At 66.4% G+C, this 23,292-nt stretch carries 19 protein-coding genes; 4 read left to right on the plus strand and 15 right to left on the minus strand.

From position 1 onward, the window contains the following. Positions 1–142: 142 nt before the first annotated feature. Positions 143–1,099 carry a mannuronate-specific alginate lyase gene (locus DIE03_RS28870; RefSeq protein ID WP_124455662.1) on the plus strand — a complete coding sequence of 319 codons (957 nt, stop codon included), beginning with the start codon at positions 143–145 and terminating at the stop codon, positions 1,097–1,099. Between the two features lie 16 nt (positions 1,100–1,115). On the opposite strand, the gene DIE03_RS28875 is transcribed toward DIE03_RS28870, so the two are convergent. The 15 genes from DIE03_RS28875 to xylA all read right to left on the minus strand — a co-directional run bounded on the left by DIE03_RS28875 (position 1,116) and on the right by xylA (position 17,819). Continuing rightward, positions 1,116–2,237 (minus strand): porin, encoded by a 1,122-nt coding sequence (locus DIE03_RS28875; RefSeq protein WP_124455663.1) that lies wholly within the window; start codon positions 2,235–2,237, stop codon positions 1,116–1,118. 160 nt (positions 2,238–2,397) lie between these two features. Then, positions 2,398–3,366: an agmatinase gene (gene speB / locus DIE03_RS28880; protein WP_124455664.1), complete on the minus strand. Its 969-nt coding sequence runs from the start codon at positions 3,364–3,366 to the stop codon at positions 2,398–2,400. Positions 3,367–3,416: 50 nt separating this feature from the next. Continuing rightward, complete coding sequence (locus DIE03_RS28885; RefSeq protein ID WP_124455665.1) at positions 3,417–5,006, minus strand: gamma-glutamyltransferase family protein; 1,590 nt, start codon at positions 5,004–5,006, stop codon at positions 3,417–3,419. A gap of 14 nt (positions 5,007–5,020) precedes the next feature. After that, on the minus strand, positions 5,021–6,391 hold the full coding sequence (locus DIE03_RS28890; protein ID WP_124455666.1) for an aspartate aminotransferase family protein: 1,371 nt from the start codon (positions 6,389–6,391) through the stop codon (positions 5,021–5,023). A 79-nt stretch (positions 6,392–6,470) separates the two neighbouring features. After that, complete coding sequence (locus DIE03_RS28895; protein WP_124455667.1) at positions 6,471–7,235, minus strand: ABC transporter ATP-binding protein; 765 nt, start codon at positions 7,233–7,235, stop codon at positions 6,471–6,473. Next, positions 7,232–7,972, minus strand: coding sequence for an ABC transporter permease (locus DIE03_RS28900; RefSeq protein ID WP_124455668.1), 741 nt, complete (start codon positions 7,970–7,972; stop codon positions 7,232–7,234). Before DIE03_RS28900 ends, DIE03_RS28895 begins: the two co-directional genes overlap by 4 nt. After that, entirely contained in the window at positions 7,969–8,667 is a 699-nt protein-coding gene (locus DIE03_RS28905; protein ID WP_124455669.1) for an ABC transporter permease, read from the minus strand. Before DIE03_RS28905 ends, DIE03_RS28900 begins: the two co-directional genes overlap by 4 nt. A gap of 73 nt (positions 8,668–8,740) precedes the next feature. Continuing rightward, entirely contained in the window at positions 8,741–9,526 is a 786-nt protein-coding gene (locus DIE03_RS28910) for an ABC transporter substrate-binding protein (protein ID WP_260434967.1), read from the minus strand. Between the two features lie 141 nt (positions 9,527–9,667). After that, entirely contained in the window at positions 9,668–10,345 is a 678-nt protein-coding gene (locus tag DIE03_RS28915; RefSeq protein ID WP_124455671.1) for a GntR family transcriptional regulator, read from the minus strand. Positions 10,346–10,726: 381 nt separating this feature from the next. Beyond that, positions 10,727–10,987 carry a hypothetical protein gene (locus DIE03_RS28920; protein WP_311767314.1) on the minus strand — a complete coding sequence of 87 codons (261 nt, stop codon included), beginning with the start codon at positions 10,985–10,987 and terminating at the stop codon, positions 10,727–10,729. 93 nt (positions 10,988–11,080) lie between these two features. After that, the gene (locus tag DIE03_RS28925; protein WP_124455673.1) at positions 11,081–12,280 is read right to left on the minus strand and encodes a sugar ABC transporter permease; all 1,200 of its coding nucleotides are present in this window, start codon (positions 12,278–12,280) and stop codon (positions 11,081–11,083) included. Next, positions 12,277–13,836, minus strand: a complete 1,560-nt coding sequence (gene xylG / locus DIE03_RS28930; protein WP_124455674.1) for a D-xylose ABC transporter ATP-binding protein — start codon at positions 13,834–13,836, stop codon at positions 12,277–12,279. The genes DIE03_RS28925 and xylG overlap by 4 nt, the downstream gene beginning before the upstream one ends. A gap of 60 nt (positions 13,837–13,896) precedes the next feature. Beyond that, the gene (gene xylF, locus DIE03_RS28935) at positions 13,897–14,925 is read right to left on the minus strand and encodes a D-xylose ABC transporter substrate-binding protein (RefSeq protein ID WP_124455675.1); all 1,029 of its coding nucleotides are present in this window, start codon (positions 14,923–14,925) and stop codon (positions 13,897–13,899) included. A gap of 88 nt (positions 14,926–15,013) precedes the next feature. Next, the gene (gene xylB / locus DIE03_RS28940; RefSeq protein WP_124455676.1) at positions 15,014–16,492 is read right to left on the minus strand and encodes a xylulokinase; all 1,479 of its coding nucleotides are present in this window, start codon (positions 16,490–16,492) and stop codon (positions 15,014–15,016) included. A gap of 4 nt (positions 16,493–16,496) precedes the next feature. After that, positions 16,497–17,819: a xylose isomerase gene (gene xylA, locus DIE03_RS28945; protein WP_124455677.1), complete on the minus strand. Its 1,323-nt coding sequence runs from the start codon at positions 17,817–17,819 to the stop codon at positions 16,497–16,499. A gap of 267 nt (positions 17,820–18,086) precedes the next feature. Between xylA and DIE03_RS28955 the strand changes: the two genes are divergently transcribed. From DIE03_RS28955 to DIE03_RS28965, 3 genes are all read left to right on the plus strand, one after another. Next, positions 18,087–19,280 (plus strand): DNA-binding transcriptional regulator, encoded by a 1,194-nt coding sequence (locus DIE03_RS28955; RefSeq protein ID WP_124455678.1) that lies wholly within the window; start codon positions 18,087–18,089, stop codon positions 19,278–19,280. 27 nt (positions 19,281–19,307) lie between these two features. Continuing rightward, on the plus strand, positions 19,308–20,396 hold the full coding sequence (locus DIE03_RS28960; protein ID WP_124455679.1) for an aldose epimerase family protein: 1,089 nt from the start codon (positions 19,308–19,310) through the stop codon (positions 20,394–20,396). A gap of 733 nt (positions 20,397–21,129) precedes the next feature. Then, entirely contained in the window at positions 21,130–23,199 is a 2,070-nt protein-coding gene (locus DIE03_RS28965; protein ID WP_124455711.1) for a phosphocholine-specific phospholipase C, read from the plus strand. The last annotated feature ends 93 nt before the right edge of the window (positions 23,200–23,292 follow it).

Here is a 23,292-nt window from a genome sequence, read left to right on the forward strand (position 1 = left end):
CCGCCGCGACCGCCATGCATCGCACCGACGGCCTGCCGGACCGGACCGGCGGCGGCTCGTCCCGGAAAGCCGGGCGAAAGCCTCGGGCGCTAGACTGCTCGCGGTCCCGCGTCCAACCCGAAACGTCCTCGTCGAGCACCTCATGCGCACCGTTTCCGTTCGAGCCTTGTTCGCTGTCCTGTTCGCCGTCGGTACACTCGTCGGCACGGCCTCCGCCAGCCGCGCATGCGAAGTGCCCGCCCCCGTGCGGACGATCGATCCGCCCGGCTACTACGACGACCCCACCGGTTATGCGCGCGACGTGAAGCCGATGCGCGACTTCGTCGCGAAGCTGAACGCCGCGGCGGATCACGGCGACTGGTCGTGCACATTGACGCTGCTCGACACTTGGGCGCAATCGGATGCGCTGATGGGCGCTATCTCCGGTTATCAGGGCTACTACGAACGCTCGTGGGCCGGCACCGATTTCGCGATGGTGATCCTGCGCATGCCGCGCGGCTTGCGCGAAGCGAACCGCGCTCAATTCAACGCGATCGACCCGTGGCTCGAACGCATCGCGATCGCGACGCGCAATGCCGAAGCGATCAACCATCTGCACAACAATCTCGTGTACTGGGCAGGGCTTAACCTGATCGCGATCGGCACCGTCACCGACAACGCAAGCCTGATCGACTCCGGCTTGCTGCGGGTACGCGAAGGCATTCGCGACATCCGCCCGGACGGGTCGCTCGAGCGCGAGGTCAAGCGCGGCGACCGCGCACTCCACTATCACACCTTCGCGCTGCTGCCGCTCGTGTTCGCGGCCGAACTCGTGCAGCGGCGCAACATCGATCTCTACCGCGAAAACGACGGTGCGATCGGCCGCCTCGCGAACCTCGTGATCGACGCGGTGGAAGATCCTGCAAGCTTCAAGAAGATCACGCCGGTCAAGCAGGACCTGTTTCCGTGGACGTTTCGCGACGAGCTGAGCTGGGTCGAACCGTACTACGCGCGCTTTCACGATCGCCGCCTGCCGGCGATTATCGCGCCGCGCCGCCCGTTCAGCGAATGGCGGCTCGGCGGCGACGTGACGGCGGCGTGGGGCGCACCGCTGCCGTGATGCACGGCGTGTGCGATCAGAAGCGGTGGCGAATGCCGACGATCGCCAGTTCCTGGTTCGCCTTGCCGCCGTCGACATACGCGTCCGCGATCACCGCCTGCGCCGGACCCGCGCCATTGCTGCCCGATGCGTGCCCGTAGCTCATCGTCGCGTAGAGATCGGTGCGCTTGCTGAGCGCGTAGTCCGCCGCAAGCGTGACCTGCTGGTACGTCGCCGACGAATCGCCGTGCGATTTCAGGTAGTTGTAACCCGTCTCGAACAACAGCGCCGGCGACGCCTGCCACGCGACGAACACCGAGCCGTTGTTGAAGCGCTCGGCCGCGCCGAACGTCGAATTTCCGTCGCGCAGATACTCCGCGTAGCTGTAGTGACCGCCCAGCGTGAACGCGCCGAGCACGTAGCTCACGCCGGCACGCGCGATATTCACCGCGCTTGCCGTCGCATAGGCGTTATTGACCGGCGACAGGAAGATCGTATCGGCGCTGCTTGCGCCGCGCGTCGACAGCACCGCGTTACCGTTGTCCAGATGCGCATAGCCGGCGGCGACGGTCAACGGACCGGCCGTGTACGACATCGCCGCGTTGTACGCCTGGCCCGAGCCGACCGAACCGGCCACGCCGCCGAACCCGTACATCGCGGCCACCTGCAGGCCGCCCCACGACGGGCTCACCCATTTGACCGCATTGCTGTTGCGGACCGAGCCGTCGGCGTTGTCGACGTCCCCGGGCGCCGTGAAGTACTCGAGAAAATTGTTCCCCTGTACCGGCAACACCAGATCCTGCAACGTATCCTGCTGACGCCCGGCCGTCACCGTGCCGAATCCGCCCGCCAGCCCGACGAACGCCTTGCGTCCGAACAGCAGGCCGCCGCTCATCTTGCCGTTGTTCACGTTGAAGCCGTTCTGCAGGTTGAACAGCGCGCTCAGGCCGCCGCCGAGATCCTCCTTGCCTTTCAGCCCCCACTGGCTGACGGACATCTGTCCCGACTGCAGCTTGACCTGGTTGCTGGCGCCGCCGGTGTTGTGCGTGTACTGAATCGATTCGTCGATGACGCCGTAAAGCGTGACCGAGCTTTGCGCAAATGCATTGCCGCACATGCCGGCCGCGCATGCGAGGGTGGTCGATGCGATCCATTTCATTGCCGTGCTCTCCTGTCGTTGCGTGGTTGATCCATCTGATTGACGTGCTTCCGACATCATTCTTCATTCGATTCGGATAACGAATTGATATGCGCGATGTCGATGCCGTTCTCTACCATGGCTCACCGACTACGTGAATCGCCGGCGCCCCCTTTGAGCCCTACCTCACCCTGCGAGCGCGATTCCTGAACAGGCAGACCAGCTCGCTCGCCACGTGCGCGGCCGCAAGCGCGGTGATGTCCGCATGATCGTAGGCAGGCGCGACCTCGACCACATCCGCGCCGACCAGGTCGACCGGCGTGAGCCCGCGGATGATCGACAGCGCCTGCGCGCTCGACAGGCCGCCCGGTACCGGCGTACCGGTGCCCGGTGCGAACGCCGGATCCAGCCCGTCGACGTCGAACGTGAAATAGGTCGGCCGCGCGCCGACGATCTCGACGATGCGTGCAATGGCCGCGTTCACGCCGTGCTCATGCACCCACGTCGCGTCGAGAACTGACACGCCCATGAAATCGTCGTTCCAGGTCCGAATGCCGATCTGCACCGAGTGGGCGGGATCGATCAGCCCGTCCTTGATCGCCTTGTAGAACATCGACCCGTGATTGAGGCTGTCCGGCTGATCGTCGGGCCAGGTGTCGCAGTGCGCATCGAAATGGATCAGCGAAAGCGGCCTGCCGTACTTTTCCGCATGGGCCACGAGCAGCGGGTAGCTGATGTAGTGATCGCCGCCGAGTGTCAGCATCCTTGCACCGGCATCGAGTATCGTGCGCGCATGCGCGATGATCGCTTCCTTGACGGTCGACGGGTTGTGCACGTCGAGCCAGCAGTCGCCGTAGTCGATCACCGCATAGTCGTCGAACGGGTTGATCCCCCACGGATACGGCAGCAGGACGCCGAGCTGGCTGCTCGCCGCGCGGATCGCGCGCGGGCCGAGCCGCGCGCCCGGACGGTTGGTCGTCGCGATATCGAGCGGCACACCGGTCACGGCGAGATCGACGCCGGCCAGCTCCTTCGTATACAGGCGCCGCATGAACGACACCACGCCCGCATAGGTGTTCTCCTTCGACGAACCGTATGGCGATTCGCGGCGGATCGCGCCGTCTCCGCGCACGACTGACTGCTTCTGCATGATGCGTCACCCCCCCCTATTTTCGTGTGCCGACAGTCCGGGCGCCCGTGTCAGATGCCCAGTGCGCAACCATCCTTGCGGTGGTCGGACGCGCCGATCAGCGTGCCGGCATCCCAGTCGATCCGGATCGCCTGCGCGCCGCCGATCGCCCAGTTCGGTGCCACGAGATTGAAGCCGCGCCGCGCGAGCGCTTCGCGCGCCGCCGCGGGCATCGTGCATTCGACCTCCACCTGATCGGTGCCCGGCCGCGGAAAGATGCGCGGCAGGTCGATCGCCGTCTGCAGGTCCAGGTCGTAGTCGAGCACCTTCGACAGGAAGTGCGCATGCCCCATCGCCTGGTAGTGACCGCCCATCACGCCGAAGGTGATCTGTACCTTGCCGTCGCGCGTCACCATGCCCGGAATGATCGTGTGCATCGGCCTGGCGTGCGGCGCGATCGCATTCGGGTGGCCCGCTTCCAGCGTGAAACTCTGGCCGCGGTTGTGCAGCATCACGCCCGTTTGCGCGGACATGATGCCGCTGCCGAACGGATGAAACAGCGAGTTGATGAAGCTCGCGCAGTTGCGATCCTTGTCGACCACGCAGATATAGACCGTATCCTTGTGCTCCACCGGCGCCGCAACCGGCGCGCCGAGGGCGTGCAGCGCCGCGATGCGCTTGCGCAGCGACTCGATGGACGCATCCGACAACAGCGTATCGACGTCCATCGGACGATAGCGCGGATCCGCCAGCAGCACGTCGCGCAGCGCATACGCGACGCGCGCGGCGTCGATCTCCCGGTGCAGGCGCTCGGCGCCGAGCGGATCGTCGTTCGCGTCGAATCCTTCGAGCAGCTTCAGCATCAGCAGCGCGACGACGCCCTGCCCGTTCGGGGGGCATTCGTGCACGTCGTAGCCGCGAAAGCGCGAGGTGATCGGCGTCACGTATTCGCCATGGAACGCCGCGAAGTCGTCCATCGTGTGCAGGCCGCCCATGGCGCGCAGGCGGGCCACGATATCCTCCGCGACCACGCCTTCGTAGAACACGCGCGGGCCCGCTTGCGCGATCGTCTCGAGGGTGCGCGCAAGCAGCGGCTGCCGATGCACGCTGCCCGCCCGCGGCGCCTGGCCGGCAACCAGCATCTGCGCGCGGCTGGTGTCGTCCAGCGACAGCAACTGCGCCTGATGCGCCCAGTCCGCCGCCGCGCGTGGCGCGACCGCATAGCCGTCGCGGGCGAGCCGGATCGCCGGCGCAAACAATGCGGAAAGCGGTAGCGAACCATGATCGCGCGCGAGCGTCGCCCACGCGTCGACCGCGCCGGGCACCGTCACCGCGTGCGGCGAATGGCGGTCGATCGACGTGACGCCGAGCGCGCGCAGCCGCTCGACGCTGGCGGCAGCCGGCGCCCAGCCCGATCCGTTGAAACCGACGATGTCGTCGCCGCCGCCGCGGGAATAGAGCGCGAAGCAGTCGCCGCCGATGCCGGTCGAGCCGGGCTCGACGACGCATTGCACCGCGCACGCGGCAATGGCCGCGTCCATCGCGTTGCCGCCCGATTCCAGGATCCGGACAGCGGCCAGCGTCGATGCGGGATGCGACGTCGCGGCCATCGCTTCGGTCGACATCACGAGCGAGCGGCCCGGTTGTTCGAAATTCCTCATGGTGTTCTCCCGATTCAGCGTGCGGCCAGCGACCGGCGCCACGCGAGCGTATCGTCGAGCGCCTGTTTCGACGCATCGAACAACTGGTCGATTTCGTCGTGCGTGATGATCAACGGCGGGCAGAAATTGAACGTATCGCCGAGCGCCCGCGTGATCACGCCGTACGTCAGTGCCCGCTCTCCGGCATGGATCGCCACGCCTTCGGACGGCGCGAACGGCGCTTTCGTCGCCTTGTCGGCGACCAGTTCGACGGCCGCGAGCAGCCCGGACCCGCGTGCCTCGCCCACGAGCGGATGCGCGACGAGATCGGCCACGCGCTGCTGGAAGTGCGGGATCACGCTGCGCACGTGGTCGAGCACACCGTCTTCGTCGTAGATGCGCAGCGTCTCGAGCGCGACGGCCGCGCAAACGGGATGACCGCTGTACGTGAAACCATGGCCGAAGGTGCCGATCTTCTCGCTTTCGGCCACGAGAGCACGATAGATCGCGTCGCTGACCATCAGCGCCGAGATGGGAAGGTAGCCGGCCGACAGCTGCTTGGCGACGACGATCATGTCGGGTTGCATGCCGAAGGTTTCCGAGCCGAACATATTGCCGGTTCGACCGAAACCGCAGATCACCTCGTCGGCCACGAGCAGAATGTCGTACCGCTTCAGCACGCGCTGGATCTTTTCCATGTACGTGGCCGGCGGGACGATCACGCCGCCCGACGCCATGACCGGCTCGGCAAAGAACGCGGCGATCGTCTCGGGCCCTTCGCGCAGAATCAGTTGCTCGAGCGACTCGGCGCAGCGCGTCGCGAACTGTTCCTCCGATTCGCCGGGCAACCCGTGACGATAGTAGTGCGGGCAGTCCGTATGCAGGACGCGATCGATCGGCAGGTCGAAGTCGCGATGGTTGTTCGGCAGGCCGGTCAGGCTCGCGGACGCGATCGTCACGCCGTGGTACGCCCGCGTGCGCGCGATGATCTTCTTCTTCAGCGGCCGCCCGAGCGCGTTGTTGTAATACCAGATCAGCTTCACCGCGGTGTCGTTCGCTTCCGAACCCGAGTTCGCGAAAAACACCTTCGACATCGGCACCGGCGCCATCGAGATCAGTTTCTCGGCCAGCAGGATCGACGGTTCGGACGACTTATGACCGAACGCGTGATAAAACGGCAGCTTGCGCATCTGCCGGTCCGCCGCGTCGGCCAGCCGCGGTTCGCTGAACCCCAGCGACGCGCAGAACAGGCCGCTCAGCGCTTCGATGTAGCGATTTCCTTCCGTGTCGTACACGTAGACGCCCTCGCCGCGCTCGATCACCATCGGCCCGACGTCGCGGTGGCGGCTCAGGTTCGTATACGGATGAAGGACATGATCGATGTCGTTCTGCTTCAGCGTGTGCATGAGTACCTTCCTGGTTGAGTCTCTTCCATGGTCGTGTCTTCCGTGTGCGGAACCAGCCCGGATCGGTCGCCGGACCGCACTACTTGAGCCCGCCGGACAGGAACTTCTGCAACCGGCTGCTTCTCGGCGTCTTCAAGATGTTGCGCGGATGGCCTTCCTCCTCCACCACGCCCTGGTGCAGGAACATGACGTGGTTCGACACCTCGCGCGCGAAGCCCATCTCGTGCGTGACGACGATCATCGTGCGTCCTTCGTGTGCGAGATCGCGCATCACCTTGAGCACGTCGCCGACCAGCTCCGGATCGAGCGCCGAAGTCGGTTCGTCGAACAACAGCGCGTCGGGCTCCATCGCGAGCGCCCGTGCGATGGCGACGCGCTGCTGCTGGCCGCCGGACAGGTGCGCCGGATACGCATCGGCGAAGCGCGTCATGCCCACCTGCTCGAGATAGCGCTCCGCCCGCTCGCGCGCCTCCGCGCGGCCGAGCTTCAACACGTGCAACGGCGCCTCGACGACGTTCTGCAGCACCGTCATGTGCGCCCACAGATTGAAATGCTGGAACACCATCGCGAGCCGCGTGCGCATCCGGCGCAACTGGGCGGGATCCGAGATCCTGATCCGGCCGCTGCGGTCGACCGACGTCCGCACCTCGCCGCCGCCGAGCGATACGCGGCCCGACGAAGGCGACTCCAGAAAATTGATGCATCGAAGCAGCGTGCTCTTGCCCGATCCCGACGAGCCGATCACGCTGATCACGTCGCCGGGATTGGCTGCCAGCGAGACGCCCTTCAGGACTTCGTTGTCGCCGTAGCGCTTGTGGAGATTTTCGACAGACAGTGCATTCATGTGGCGTTGCTCCGCGATTGCGCAAGCATGGAAAGCGGCAATGGCCGCAGATGGACGAGCCAGCGCCGCTCGGCTGCCCGGACCAGCAGCGCGACGAGCCCGGTCAACGCGAAATAGACGGTGCCGACGGAAATGAACGCCTCGAACGGTGCGTAGTAGTTCGCGTAGACATCCCGCGCGGCGCCCGTGAGGTCGATCAGCGTGATCGCGCTGACGAGCGACGTGCCGTGCAGCATCAGGATGATTTCGTTACTGTAGGCGGGCAGGAACCGGCGCAGCGCCGACGGCAGGACGATGCGGCGCCATGCGGTCGCACGCGACATCCCGTAGGCCTGCGCCGCTTCGATTTCGCCGTAGGCGGTGGCGCGGATCGCCCCGGCCAGGATTTCGACGGTATACGCACAGGTATTCGCCGTGAGCGCGATCATCGCGCACCCGAACGGATCGCGCAGCAGCAAGAGCAGCGGATTGCCGCGCTGCCACGCGTCCTGGACCCACTGGAACTGGCCGAATCCGTAATAGACGATCATCAGTTGCGCAAGCAACGGCGTGCCGCGCATGAACCACGTGTAGACCGCCACCGGACCATGCACAAAGCGGTTCGGCGACACGCGCAATACGGCCAGCGGAATCGCGAGCAGCAACCCGAGTGCCAGCGAGCCCACGGTCAGCTGCACGGTGACCCACAGCCCGCCGGCATACGCGCCGAGCAGCGAGATCCATTGTTCATGGCTCATCCGTGCAGCCTCCCCTCTCGCATGCCGCGGTTCAGGCGCACGCGCGCACGCGCCGCGCACGCCGTCGACCCCGACGTCACCAGCAGATACACCGCGCAGGCGGCCAGATAGAACGTCATCGGCGCCTGGGTCGTGCGGCCGGCCTGGTCGGAGATGAACATCACGTCGTGCAGGCCGATCAGCGACGCGATCGCCGTGGTCTTGAGCAGCACCAGCCAGTTGTTCACGGCGGCGGGCAATGCGAGCCGCGCCATCTGGGGAAACAGGATGCGGCGAAAGGCGAGCCATCCCGAGAATCCGTATGCGCGCGCCGCCTCCATCTGGCCGCGCGGTACGCCGAGCATCGCGCCACGGAACGTCTCCGTGTAGTACGCACCGAAAATGAAGCCGATCGTCAGCACCGCGGTGGCGAACGCGTCGACGTCGGGCGCATGCAGGCCGAAGGCGGCCGACAGCCGGTTCAACAGGATCTGGCCGCCGTAGAACACCAGCAACATCATGACGAACTCCGGCACGCCGCGAATCAGCGTGGTATAGGCGGTGGCGGCGGACACCAGCACACGCGAGCCCGACAGCTTGGCCATCGCGCCCGCCATGCCGATGCATACGGCGAGCCCGACGGACAGCACGGCGAGCACGATCGTCACCTCGGCGCCGCGCAACAGGGCCGGCAGGTATTGCTGCAATGCGGACATGACGCTCCTTTCCAGCGCTCTCGGGATTCGTTCAGGGTGCGCCGGCGCGTGCACGCCCGCCGGCGCGGCCTGGTCAGTAGATATCGAAATCGAAGTACTTCTTCTCGATCGACTGATACACGCCGTTGGCGCGAATGGCCGTGATCGCCTGGTTCAGCTGCTGCCGGAGATCGTCGTCGGTCTTGCGCACCGGAATGCCGTAGCCCTCGCCCAGCAGCGCCTTCTGCTCGGGCGTCGTACCGACGATCGGCGTGCCGACGAACTTGAAGTTCGCACCTTCCGGTTTCGTCAGGAACGCCGAATACGCGGCAGTCGCGTCCTGCAACGCGGCGTCGATGCGGCCCGAGCGCAGATCGAGGTAGACCTCGTCCTGGGTCGGGTAGCGCACCAGTTGCACGCCGTTCTGCGCCCAGTACGCGCTCGCGTACTTGTCGGCCAGCGTGCCGCGCTGAACGCCGACGCGCTTGCCCTTGAGTTCCGCCGGCGTCGCGTCCTTGACTGGGCTGTTTTTCGCGACGACCAGCCGGCGCGGCGTGTTGTAGTACTTGTCGGTAAACGCGACCTTCTGCTTGCGCTCGGCGGTGATCGCGACCGACGCGACGATCGCGTCGACCTTGTCGGCCATCAACGCGGGAAGCAGGCCGTCCCAGTTGATCTGCACCAGCGTGCAATTGGCGTGCATCTGCGCGCACAGTGCATGGATGACGTCGATGTCGAAGCCCACCGGCGTGCCGTCCGGCTGCATCGACGAAAACGGCGGATACGCGCCTTCGTAGCCGATCCGGATGTCCTTCCACTCTTTCGCCTGGGCCTGCACGGCCGCCAGCATGACGGTGGCGAGCACCAGGAATCTCATCATGGGTCGTTTCATGTTGCTACTCCGTAACGTGTTTCGGTGGAAATGACTGCGTGGTCGTGTTGCGTGGTTTTGGTACGATGATTGATTCGGATACCTTATCGACATGAACGAGACGCCGACCGCCGCCTCGTCCTGTTTCCGTCAGTTGCCGCCCGTCATCCAGTCGCGCAATGCCGGGACGGTCGCTTCGATATGCTCACGCACCACGGCCTCGAGCGCGGCAGGATCGCCTCCCCGGATCGCGTCGATCAGCCCCATGTGGTCGTCGCGCGACGTCTTCGGCTTGTAGGCCCGCTCGAGCCACAGACGCATGTGCGGTTCCACCACCGTGTGCAACCCGGCGATCTGGGTGATCAGGCGCTGGCGCCCGCACAGCCGGCACAGATACTCGTGAAAGCTGCGATGCGCGGTGACCCACTGCTGGCCGTCGGCTTCCGCGCGCTCCATCGCATCGATCAAGCGCGTCAGTTCGTCGATATGCTGCGGCGTGATGTTCGGCAGCGCCATGCGCGCCGCCAGCCCTTCGAGCACGCCGCGCATGCCGAACACCACTTCCATCTCGTCGACGTCTAGCCCCCGCACGACCGCGCCGCGATTCGGACGGATCACGACCAACCCTTCGCTCGCGAGCCGGCGGAACGCTTCCCTCACCGGCATGCGGCTCGTATCGATCTCGGCGGCGATGTCCTCGGGAATCAGGCGATCGCCGGCCTTGTACGTCCCCATCCGGATGCGGTAGAGCACATACGCATAGGCCTCTTCCTCGGCCGTGGCGGGAAATTGCGGATGCAGCGATGGCGTACGTGTGTCCATGTTCATGCAATGACCTCTTTCGCGAGCCCTGGGCTTCGCCGCGAAGCGCTCGCACGCCGAATACGCGTGGCACGCTCTTGGACTTGCGTTCGATATTGAATGAAAGGCATTAGTAATAGTGGATATTTGTATCTACGGCTGCACTATACGACGCCAGAAATAATGTCGAATATGGGTTAACCCTTGGGGTCGGCAATACGCTGATGCGCACGTTCCCACAAGCGAAAACGCCCGACACCGGGCATCCGGCGTCGGGCGTTTCGGCCAATTGCGGTGTACGGCGCACCTACCGAGCAAGCGCGGCGACTTGCGCCGCCGTCAGCGCCCCCTGGTACATGCGGAAATCGCTCACGAGGCCGTCGAAGGCAGGATCGGCCGCCTCGTCTTTCAGCGCGCGGCCGCGGGTACGGCAGCGTGCTTCGACGCGCCGTCCCGCTCGATCCGCTCGACGATGCGTGCAAGCCGAATGATGTCGGTCAGCGCGAAATCGGCCACATCGGGCCGCGGCCGGCCGCACTCGTCGGCGATGCGCATCGCGAACGCGAGCGCTTCGGAACGCTCCCGCAGCAATGCCCGGAGCGCATCCGCGACGACCCGGCGGTCGCGCGGGTCACCGAGGCCGAGCGCCGAACCGACATCCGGCGCCATGAGCGTGCCTGTCTCCAGTGCGGAGACATTCGGCACGCGCATCGTGTTCGTGTCCATGGAAGTCCTCCCGCCGACTCGCGATCGACCGGCACGTCACCGCCGGTTCGACCGCGACACCACGTCGATCCACACGGCCAGCACCAGCACCGCGCCCTTGACGATCATCTGCCAGTACGCATCGACGTCCAGCATCGACATCCCGTTGTCGAGGCTCGCCATCACGAGCGCGCCGATCAGCGCGCCGTAGACCGTGCCCGACCCGCCGCGCATCGACGTGCCGCCGATGAAGCACGCGGCGATCGCATCGAGCTCGCCCATCGTGCCGGCGGACGGCGACCCGGCCGCCAGCCGCGCGGTGTTCACGAGGCCGGCAAACGCGCACATCAACCCCATCAGCGCAAAGATCGCAAGTTTCACGCGATCGGTGTCGACGCCCGACAAGCGCGTTGCCTCGAGATTCGAGCCGACCGCATAAACGCGCCGGCCGAATACCGTCTGCGTCGCGATCCACGAGAACACGCCGAGCAACGCGAGCAGCAACAGCACCGGCACCGGAATGCCGCCGTAACGGTCCAGCGTCGCGACGAAGGCGAACAGCACCGCACCGGCCCCCGCGACCTTCACACCGTCCTGCCACAGCGGCGCGACCGCGAGCCGATAGCGTCGCCGCGTGCCGCGCTGCCGCACCACCAGGAGCGTCACGAGCACGAACAGCAGGATCGCGAGGCCGTCCCCCGCCATGCGCGGCAGATAGCCCTGCCCGATGAACACGAAGCCGTCGGACACCGGTGCGATCGTCGAGCCGCCCGTCACGCCGAGCAGGATGCCGCGGAAGGCGAGCATCCCGCCGAGACCGACGATGAACGACGGCACGCGCCGATAAGTCGACCACCAGCCGTTGAACAGCCCGATCAGCACGCCGAGCGCAAGCACGGCCGGGACCGTTGCCGCGACCGGCCAGTGGCGGTTGACGTCGAGGATCGCGGCGACGCCGCCGAGCAGCCCGAGCAGCGAACCGACCGACAGGTCGATCTCGCCCGCGATGATGACGAACACCATGCCGCACGCGAGCATGCCGGTGATCGACATCTGCCGCAGCAGGTTCGATACGTTGCGCGGCGTGACGAACGCGCCGTCCGTCAGTACCGAGAAGAACGCCCAGATCGCGGCCACCGCGAACAGCAGCGCGAGCACCTTGTAGCGCACGAAGATGCGCCGCAGCGGATGGCCGCCCGCGGCGCGCGTTTCGGGGTCCGCCGATACGGGCCGGGAAGACGAAAGTTCGGTGTTCATGTGGCACTCGCTGCAATGGGTTCGGCCGGACGCCGCGCGGGCTTCAGCGCGGCGCCGAGAATCTGTTCCTGCGTGAGACCGTCGTTGACGAAATCGCCGCGCAGCTCGCCCTCGCCGATCACGAGCACGCGATCGGCCAGCCCGAGCACTTCCGGCAGCTCCGACGACACGACGATCAGCGCGACGCCGCGCTTCGCGAGCGCGAAGATCAGCCGGTAGATCTCCGCCTTCGCGCCGACGTCGACGCCGCGGGTAGGTTCGTCGAGGATCAGTACCTGCGGGTCCGCCAGCAGCATCCTGGCAAGCACCGCCTTCTGCTGGTTGCCGCCGGACAGGCTCGCGATCGGCAGGAACGGATGCGCGGCGCGCACCGACAGCCGCTGCATCTCGGTGCGGATCGCATCGAGTTCGGCGGCCGCGTCGATTCGGCCGCGCGTGGCGAAACGGCGCAGCACCGCCAGCGTGATGTTGTGGCCGACGCCGAGCTGCGGCACGATCCCGTGGCGCTTGCGGTCCTCCGGCACCATCGCGATACCCGCACGGATCGCATCGGCCGGCGAGCGGACCGCCAGCGTGCGGCCGTTCATCCGCACGGCCGCCGTGCTCTCGCCCGGATACGCACCGAAAATCGCCTGCATCAACTCGGTCCGGCCCGCGCCGACCAGCCCGGCGACGCCGAGAATCTCGCCGCGCCGCACGCTGAACGACACGTCGTCGACGCGCTTGCGGCGCGGGTTCGTCACGTCGCGGCAGGTGACGTGATGGGCCTCGAGCACGACGTCGCCGATCTCGTGAGGCTCGCGCGGATAGAGATTGCCGATCTCGCGCCCGACCATCATCGCGATGATGCGGTCGGTGGTGAGCGTGCGCATCGGCTCGGTCGCAACGTGGCGGCCGTCGCGGATCACGGTCACGGTGTCGCACACCGCGTCGATCTCGTCGAGCTTGTGCGAGATATACACGCACGCGACGCCGCGGCGCTTCAGGTCGCGCACGATGTCGAGCAGGATCCTCGTTTCGGCCGCGCTCAGCGACGACGACGGCTCGTCGAGAATCAGCAGCTTCGCGCGCTTGTTCAGCGCCTTCGCGATTTCGATCAGCTGCTGGTGGCCGCCGCCGTAGTTCATCACGGGCTGTGCGACGTTGATCGCATCGATCCGCAGCTCGCGCAGCAACGCTTCCGAGCGCCGCACCATTTCCGCGTAATGCATGCGCCCGCCGGGCAGCGTGATCTCGTTGCCGAGGAAGATGTTCTCGGCGACCGACAGCTCTGGCACGAGCATCAGCTCCTGGTGGATGATCACGATGCCCGCACGCTCGGTGTCGCGCACGCCGGACGCGACGAGCGGCGCGCCTTCCCAGCGGATCTCACCGTCCCACGTGCCGTGCGGGTAGACACCCGACAGCACCTTCATCAGCGTCGACTTGCCCGCGCCGTTCTCGCCGCACAACCCGACGCACTCGCCCGGGCGCACGGTCAGGTCGATGCCGTCGAGCGCCTTCACGCCGTCGAATGCCTTGACGATGCCACGCATCGTCAGCAGGGGTTCCGTCATTCGTTCATGCCTCGCAGGATGCGCGCGGGCGCGCCGGTGCGCTGCCCGCGCGTCGTGCCGTTACTGGCTCGCCAGCTGGGCCTGGGTGTAGAAGCCGTCCTTCACGACGACATCGACGTTGCGCTTGGTCAGCAGCGTCGGCTGCAGCAGCACCGTATCGACCTTCTTCTTGCCGTTGTCGTATTGCGCGTTGAACGCGGGTTTCGTCCCCTTCGCGAGATCGACCGCGAGCGTCGCGGCTTCGCTCGCGATCAGCTTCAACGGCTTGTACACGGTCATCGTCTGCGTGCCGGCGATCACGCGCTTGACCGCAGCCAGATCCGCGTCCTGCCCGGACACCGGCACCTTGCCGGCCAGATGCTGTGCGGCAAGCGCCTGGATCGCGCCGCCGGCCGTGCCGTCGTTCGACGCGACGATCGCGTCGATCTTGTTGTTGTTCGCGGTCAGCGCATCCTCGACGATCCGCAACGCGGTCGACGCACTCCATTCTGGCACCCACTGCTGGCCGACGACCTTGATGTCGCCGCGGTCGATCGCCGGCTTCAGTACCTTCAGTTGTCCTTCGCGCAGCATCTTCGCATTGTTGTCGGTCGGCGCGCCGCCCAGCAGGAAATAGTTGCCCTTCGGCTTCGCGTCGAACACGCCCTGCGCCTGCAGCTCGCCGACCTTCTCGTTGTCGAACGAGATATAGGCGTCGACGTCCGCGTCGAGGATCAGGCGGTCGTACGACACGACCTTGATACCGGCCTTCCTCGCCTCGGCCACGACGTTGCCGAGCGTCTTCGAGTTGAACGGCACGATCACGATCACGTCGACGCCGCGCGAGATCAGGTTCTCGATCTGCGAAATCTGCCGCGCCTCGCTCGCGTCGGCCGACTGCACCGACACCTTCGCGCCGAGCTTCGTCGCCGCCGCGACGAAATAGTCACGATCGCGCGACCAGCGCTCGACGCGCAAATCGTCGATGCAGAAGCCGATCTCGGGCTTGTCCTTGCTCGCATGCGCGAGCGGCGTGCCCAGCGCGAGGATCGCCAGCGCGGCGGCGCCGGCAAGCGAACTCAATACGGTACGACGCGTCACGGTTTTCATGTCTCCAAACTCCTTGTTATGGAACCACCTCACGAACCGCGGGCGGCCGCCGGATGGCACCGCCCGCATCGAGTCACTGCAACGTGCGTCACGCGCCCGTTGCAAATACCGGTTCGAGCGCGCGATACAGCGCGCGAAACGTCGGCCGCCGCGCGTCGCGATACCACGCATGCCGTGCGGGATCGGGCTCGCGCACCGCGACGACCGGCGGCTGCGGACACACGTCGGCGAGCGACGCATCCGGTTCGAGCGCGAGATGCGCAAGACGCGCGGCGCCGAGCGCCGGCCCGATCTCGCCGCCCGCGCGCAGCGTCAGCACACGGCCGCTCAGGTCGGCGAGCATCTGCGTCCAGTACGCGCTGCGCGAGCCGCCGCCGATCACCGTGATGCTGTCGGGTGCGAGACCGGACGCATGCAGCGCGTCGATGCCGTCGAGCAGCGCGAAGCCGACGCCTTCGAGCGTCGCGTTCGCGAGATCCGCGCGCCGGGTATCGGGCGTGAGCCCGTAGAACACGCCCTTCGCGTTCACGTCGTTGTGCGGCGTGCGCTCGCCGCTCAGGTACGGCAGGAACCACGGGCGGCGCTCGCGTGCGTTCGCCTCGGCATCGTCGAGCAGCGCCGCGACGCCGTCGTAGCCGGCGAGTTGCGCGGTGAAGTCGATGCAGCCGGCCGCGTTCAGGATCACGGACATCAGGTGCCATGTATTCGGCAGCGCATGACAGAAGCTGTGCACCGCCGATTCGGGATTCGCGCGGAACCCGTCCGACACCGCGAAATACACGCCCGACGTGCCGAGCGACAGCAGCGCGTCGCCGGCCCGCACGATGCCGACGCCCACTGCGCCGGCCGCATTGTCGCCGCCGCCGGCCACCACCGGAATCTCGCGCAGGCCAAGCGCACGCGCGACGGCCGGCAGCAGCGTGCCGGTCACCGCGTTGCCCTCGAACACGGTCGGCATCTGCGTGCGCGACAGCCCGCAGGCCGCGAGCAGCGTGTCGTCGTAATCGCGCTTCGCGACATCAAGCCACAGCGTGCCGGCGGCATCCGACGGATCGGTCGCGAACGCGCCGGTCAGCCGGTAGCGCAGATAATCCTTCGGCAGCAGCACGTACGCGATGCGGGCGAACACGTCGGGTTCGTGCCGACGCACCCACAGCAGCTTGGGCGCGGTGAAGCCCGGCATCGCGATGTTGCCGGCCACCGTGCGCAGCGCGGGCGCGAGCCGTTCGAGTTCCTCGCACTCCGCGTCCGCCCGGCCGTCGTTCCACAAAATCGCGGGACGCAGCACGTCGCCATGGGCATCGAGCAGCGTCGCGCCGTGCATCTGCCCGGTCAACCCGAGTGCGTCGATGTCGCGCGGATCGATGCCGGCCGTGCGTGCATCCGATACGAGCGCGGCGAGCGCAGCGCATGCGGCGGCCCACCAGTCGCGCGGCGCCTGCTCGGACCAGCGCGGTTGCGGCCGGCTCACCGTCAGCGCGCGGCTCGCGCTCGCGCGCACCGCGCCGTCGCGATCGAGCAGCACCGCCTTCACGCCCGACGTGCCGAGATCGAGTCCGATGTACATGGCTTCAGCGCAGCCCGTAGATCGCCTGGTTCACGATGTTCTCGAGCCGCTCCTGCGCGCCGCTCGCGTGCTGCGGATCCACGCCGCGCGCGAGCGCATCGGCGGCGAGCGATTCCAGCGTATAGCCGCCCGACAGGATCTGGCGGCCGAACGCGTCGTCCCACTTCGCGTAGCGCTGCCGGCGCAGCGCGTCGAGCCGGTCGTTCTCGACCAGCACCGCCGCGCGTTCGAGCGCGAGCGCGAGCACGTCGATCGCGCCGACGTGGCCGTAGAACAGGTCTTCCGGATCGACGCTCTGGCGCCGCACCTTCGCGTCGAAGTTCATGCCGCCGGTCGTGAAGCCGCCGTGACGCAGGATCTCGTAGAACGCGAGCGTCAGTTCCTCGACGCTGTTCGGAAACTGGTCGGTGTCCCAGCCGTTCTGCTGATCGCCACGGTTCGCGTCGACGCTGCCGAACACGCCGAGCGCGAACGCGTTCGCGATCTCGTGATGGAACGAGTGGCCCGCGAGCGTTGCATGATTCGCCTCGATGTTCACGCGGATCTCGTTCTGCAGTCCGTACTGCACGAGGAAGCCGTGCACCGTCGCGACGTCGTAGTCGTACTGGTGCTTGGTCGGCTCCTGCGGTTTCGGCTCGATGAGCAGCGCGCCCGTGAAGCCGATCCTGTGCTTGTGTTCGACGACCATCGACAGGAAGCGGGCAAACTGGTCGCGCTCGCGCTTCAGGTCGGTATTCAGCAGCGTCTCGTACCCTTCCCGCCCGCCCCACAGCACGTAGTTTTCGCCGCCGAGCCGGTGGGTCGCGTCGAGCGCGTGGCACACCTGGGTCGCGGCCCACGCGAACACGTCGGGGTTCGGGTTCGTCGCGGCGCCGGCCGCGAAGCGCGGGTGCGAGAACAGGTTCGCGGTGCCCCACAGCAGCCGCACGCCGCTCGCCTGCTGGCGCTCGCCGAGATAGTCCACCATCCGCGCGAAATTGGCCGCGTATTCGCGCAGGCTGTCGCCTTCCGGCGCGACGTCCGTGTCATGGAACGTATAGAAAGGCGTGCCGAGTTTCGTGAAGAACTCGAACGCAGCATCCGCTTTCTGCCGCGCCCGCTCGAGTGCGTCGCCCGGCTGCTGCCAGGGCCGCCGGAACGCGCCCTGCCCGAAGATGTCGTGCCCCGGCCACACGAACGTGTGCCAGTAGCAGACCGCGATCCGCAGATGCTCGGCGAGCGTCTTGCCGAGCACGCGCTTCTCGGGGTCGTAATGGTGATAGGCGAGCGGGTTGTCCGAGTGCGGGCCTTCGTAGCGAATCGCGGGAATATGTTCGAAATACGACATGGCGTCTCCGTGCAGGTTCTTGTTGCAGCGCAACGCGCGTCGCGACGACGCACGCGGCCGAATTCGGTTGGCTGGATCGTGCCCGTGCGCCTGCCGGCCGGCAATTGCGAAATTGCGCAGCACGCTTGATGTTTCTTGCCAGCCGCGCTCGCACCGCGCGCATTCCGTCCTACAATCGCCGTACACCAATCCACCGCGCGCCGCCGTCGCGAGCGCACCCCGGAGACAACGGCGCCGCGTCCTCGACACGTTTGCCCCGACACCCAGATGACACGCGCCCCTTCCGCCCAGACACCGCATCGCATCGCGTTGCTGTTCAACGCGAACAAGGTCTACGACCGCGAGATCATCAGCGGCATCGGCCAGTACCTGCACACGACCCGCGTGGTGTGGGACCTGTTCCTCGAAGACGACTTCCGCTGCCGGCTCACGGGCATCGAGCGTTTCGACGGCGACGGCATCATCGCGGACTTCGACGATCCCGCCGTCGCCGACGCACTCGCCGGCTCGCCGCTGCCGATCGTCGCGGTCGGCTCGTCGTACGAAGATCCGGCGCAGTACCCGGCCGATGTCCCATATATTGCGACGGACAACCCGAAGCTCGTGTCGCTCGCGTATTCGCACCTGATCGGTGCGGGCCTTGCGCACTTCGCGATGTACAGCCTGCCGATCGCGCAGGAGAACCGCTGGGCGCAGCAGCGCGAGCTGGCGTTCGACCGGCTCGCGCGCGCGGACGGGCTCGACGCGCCGATCTATCGCGGGCTGTCGACCAGCGCGTCGGGCTGGAATCACGCGATCGAGCAGCTGATCGGCTGGCTGCACGCGCTGCCGAAACCCGTCGGCGTCATCGCCGTGACCGACGCGCGTGCGCGGCATCTGTTGCAGGCCTGCATGATCGCCGGCATCGCGGTACCGGAACAGGTCGCGATCATCGGCATCGACAACGATCCGCTCACGCGCACGCTGACGCGCATTCCGCTGTCGTCGGTGATCCAGGGCACCGAGGAAATGGGCCGCACCGCCGCACATCTGCTGCACCGGATGCTGCGCGGCGCGCGTTTTCCCGGGCAGCGCATTCTCGTGCCGCCGGTCGGCATCAACGTGCTCGAATCGACGCGCCACCAGCCGCTTGCGAGCCAGCACGTGATGCGCGCACGGCATTTCATTCGCCAGTACGCGTGCCAGGGGATCAAGACCGAACAGGTTGCCGACTATGTCGGCGTATCGCGCTCGCTGCTCGAGGAGCACTTCCGTCGCGAACTGCAGCGCACCGTGCACCAGGAAATCCTGCGTCACAAGCTCGAGGCCGCACAGGCGCTGCTCGCCGGCCGCCATGTGTCGAGCGCGGAAGTCGCGATCCGCTGCGGCTTCACGTCGTTGCAATACATGTACGCGGTGTTCCGCCGCGAACTCGGCTGCACGCCGCGCGAATATCAGGAACGCGCGGCTGCCACGAACTGACGCCTGCCGCCCATCCGACCTCCATCCATGCACCTCGATACCGACTCCTCACACCTGACACCCGGCGTGACACGCGTGCCTTCCGAGCCGTGGGGCACGTTGCCCGACGGCGAGCCCGTGCGGCGCTACACGCTGCGCAACGCGCACGGGATGCGCGTCGGCATCAGCGACCTCGGCGCGACCGTCGTGTCGTGGCTCGCCCCCGACCGCGCGGGGCGCTTTGCCGACATCGTGCTCGCCCACGACACGCCGGCCGAGTACCTCGAATCCGGTGTCTACCTCGGCGCGACGATCGGCCGCTGGGCGAACCGCATCGCCGGCGCGCGCTTCGCGCTCGACGGCGTCGACTACCTGCTCGACCGCAACGAGAACGGCAACCTGCTGCACGGCGGCGCGAACGGCTTTCATCGCGTGCGCTGGGACGTGATCGACGACTGCGGCGGGCTGACGCTGCGGCTCGATTCGCCGGAAGGCGACGCAGGATTCCCCGGCAACGTGAGCGTCCAGGTTCGCTACACGCTCGACGACGACGGCACGCTGACGATCGACTACGCGGGGTGGACCGACGCACCGACGCCGCTGAACCTGACGAATCACAGCTACTTCAACCTGAACGGGCGCCCCGGCAGCGATGTCCGCGGCCATCTGCTGCACATCGCCGCCGATGCGTTCCTCGAAGTGGACGACGCGCTGATCCCGACCGGCACGGCCGACGTGACGGGCACGGCGTTCGATTTCCGCCAGAGCGCACCGATCGGCGCGCGCCTCGATTGGCCCCATTCGCAGCTGGCACGCGCGCGCGGCTTCGACCATTGCTTCGTCGTGGGCGACGGCGCCCGCGAGGTTCGGCCCGTCGCGCGGGTCTACGATCCGGAAAGCGGGCGCGAGTTGCTCGTGTCGACCGATCAGCGGGGCCTGCAGCTCTATACGGGAAATTATCTCGACGGCGTACGCGTGAGCGGCGGCACGCTTTGCGCGCGACACGCCGCGCTGTGCGTCGAAGCCGGCGGCTTTCCGAATCAGGTCAACATGGCCGGCCTGAGTGACGACGTGATCCTCTATCCGGGCGCTACGTATCGGCAAACGACACGGTACCGGGTGGGCGTCCACGCGTAGTCCGCACGAGCCGGCATCGACGCCCACGTCAGGCAACGGCCGCTCCCTCCCCCTGCCCCGAGCCGTCACGGGCGATGCAGCCTGCGCGCGCATCGCCCTCCATTCCTCGAAACCATTCCGCAGTCAAACCCGCACGGAACCTGACCGGCAAGGCGGTCTTCCGTCGCATCGGCATGCTTTCCGGGCAATACGAAACTAGAACGACTTCGAAAGCCATCCGAAATGATTTGAAATGGAAACGAATATGTCCGTCTCCGTCTCGTCATCTTTCGATGTTCGAATGCGCACGCCCGGGCACTGCCCCGTCGCTCCCGTCCCGGCTCCGGCATGGATTCGGAACGACGGTGCGCCCGGCGTTCCGGCGTGCGGGGCGGTCGGCATTGCGCCCTTGCACGGTCTTGCGTCTTGCGTCGAGTCGTCCACTGCATGACCGCCAGGAGCAGGCCTGCGGAAAGCGGCTTGGCCCGGACTCGGCAGAATCGTCTCCCGCCGCTTTCACGCCAGTACGAGCATCGGCAGCTCCATTTCACGTGTACGGCCGGCAACGACAGCGACGCATCGACGTCGGCCAAGGATAGAGGATGAAAAAAACCCGGGCAGTCACCTGTCTGTTCTTGTTGCTCGCGAGCGCAATGCTTTCGGGATGCGGCGACGACAGCGGCCATATCGATTCCTCACCGGTCGCCAAGAAGATTTTTCACTGCGGCAACTGATCAATTGTACGAAGCGAAACATGACCGTTAACCGTAGAGATTTCATCAGGCAATCTGCAGCAGTGTTGGGTGCGACGACGGCGATGACGCTGTTGCCGGCCAGCATACGGCGTGCGCTCGCGATTCCGGCGGCCTCGAAGACAGGGACGATCGCCGACGTCGAGCATGTCGTCATCCTCATGCAGGAAAATCGCTCTTTCGATCACTACCTTGGCCAGCACGCCGGATTTCGCGGCTTCAACGATCGATCGACGTTTCCCATCGACAATCAACGCTCGATGTGGAATCAACCGGACGGCAAGGGTGCATATGTGAACCCCTTCCATCTCGATACCAACGCAACGAAAGCGCAAACGATCAGCTCGCTTCCGCACGGCTGGGCCGACGGGCACGGTGCGTGGAACGCGGGCCGCTGGGACAACTGGGTTTCGGCGAAAGGCGCGCTCACGATGGGCCACTTTTCGCGGAACGATATCCCGTTCCATTACGCGCTGGCGGATGCATTCACCGTATGCGATGCCTATTTCTCCTCGTGCATGGGCCCGACCAACACGAATCGGCTCCATCTGATGACAGGCATGATCGACGTGGCCGGCACGGGCGGCGGACCGCTGATCGACAACACGCCGGCGAATATCTTCACGTGGACGACGTACCCGGAGCGGCTGCAGAAGGCCGGTATCAGCTGGCATGTCTATCAAGGTTCGGACGGCACCGAATCGTTCAAGACGACACTCACGCCGGCCCCCGCGGGATCCACGAACGTCGATTTTCCGAATCCGTACAACGTCCTGAATTTCTTCCAGGCCTATACGTCGGCGAATGCGGACCCGGCACTCGTGGCAAACGGCACGACCAAGCGCACCCTGGCGGACTTCACCCGCGACGTGAAATCCGGCACGTTGCCCCAGGTATCCTGGCTCTTGCCGCCGTACATGTGCTCGGAACACCCCGCTCGCGCGCCGGCCGACGGCGCGACCTATATCGCCGCCGTGCTGGACGCGCTGACGTCCAATCCCGATACATGGAGCAAGACGGCACTGTTCGTCACCTACGACGAGAACGACGGATTCTTCGACCACGTCGTTCCGCCGTCGCCACCAGCCTCCGGCCAGGACGGCCTGTCGAACGTCCCCACCGCGCGTGAATTCTATTCGGGCAGCGCGACGAATCCCGCGGGCCCAGTGGGACTCGGCGCGCGCGTGCCGATGTTCGTCGTCTCGCCGTGGTCCAGGGGCGCGTGGACATGCTCGGAGGTGTTCGACCATACGTCGATCATCAAATTTCTCGAGAAGCGCTTCGGCGTGGTCGAGCCGAACATCAGCGCATGGCGCCGTGCAGTGTGCGGCGACCTCACTTCGGCGTTCGACTTCACGAACCCCGACGCGAGCGCCGTTACCGTTCCGTCGGTGGCAGGATTGAGTGCGGCGGCGGCCGCACAAAGCACGCTGCCGGCCCCCACGGCGCCGCTCACCCAGGTGATGACGCAGCAGGAGCGCGGCAGCCGAAACGCGCGCGCACTGCCGTATGAGCTGTTCGTCAATGCCGCCGAAAGCCCCGCATCCGGCAGCCTGACGCTCACGTTCGTGAACAGCGGAAGCGTCGCGGCCGGGTTTGCCGTCCATTCCGGCATTTCACCCACGTCGGTCAGGCGCTATACGGTCGATACGCGAACCCGGCTGTCCGACAGCTGGGGCTTTGCCGCCGCGGCGGCCGGTGTCGCCGCATACGACATCACGGTGGTCGCCCCCAACGGCTTCGTTCGGCGTTTCAGTTCCTCCGGTTCGAATGCAGGTACACGGGAAGCGACGGTCTGCTATGAAGTCACCCAGGGCGACCTCGAGATCAGCCTGACGAATAGCGGAACATCCGGCGTGACATTCACGATCACGGACAATCGCTATGGTGTCGCGGCGCAATCCGTGACCGTGCAGGCCGGACGGACGGTACAGGTTCCGTGGTCCCTCGCGGCAAGCAAGCGATGGTATGACATCAGCATCACGTGCGACGCCGATGCCCGTTTTCTGCGGCAGTTTTCCGGATATGTCGAAACCGGCGCCCCCGGCGTGACCGATCCGTCGATGGCCTGAGCCATTCGACGCCGGCGCGAATGCATCGAGAGGCAAAGCAACGAGGCGGCGCCGGATGAAACCGGGGCGCGCGCGCCGGGAGCATGACCGGTC

Origin of the sequence: Burkholderia sp. Bp8992 (assembly GCF_003853705.1) — a bacterium.
Classification (GTDB): Bacteria; Pseudomonadota; Gammaproteobacteria; order Burkholderiales; family Burkholderiaceae; genus Burkholderia.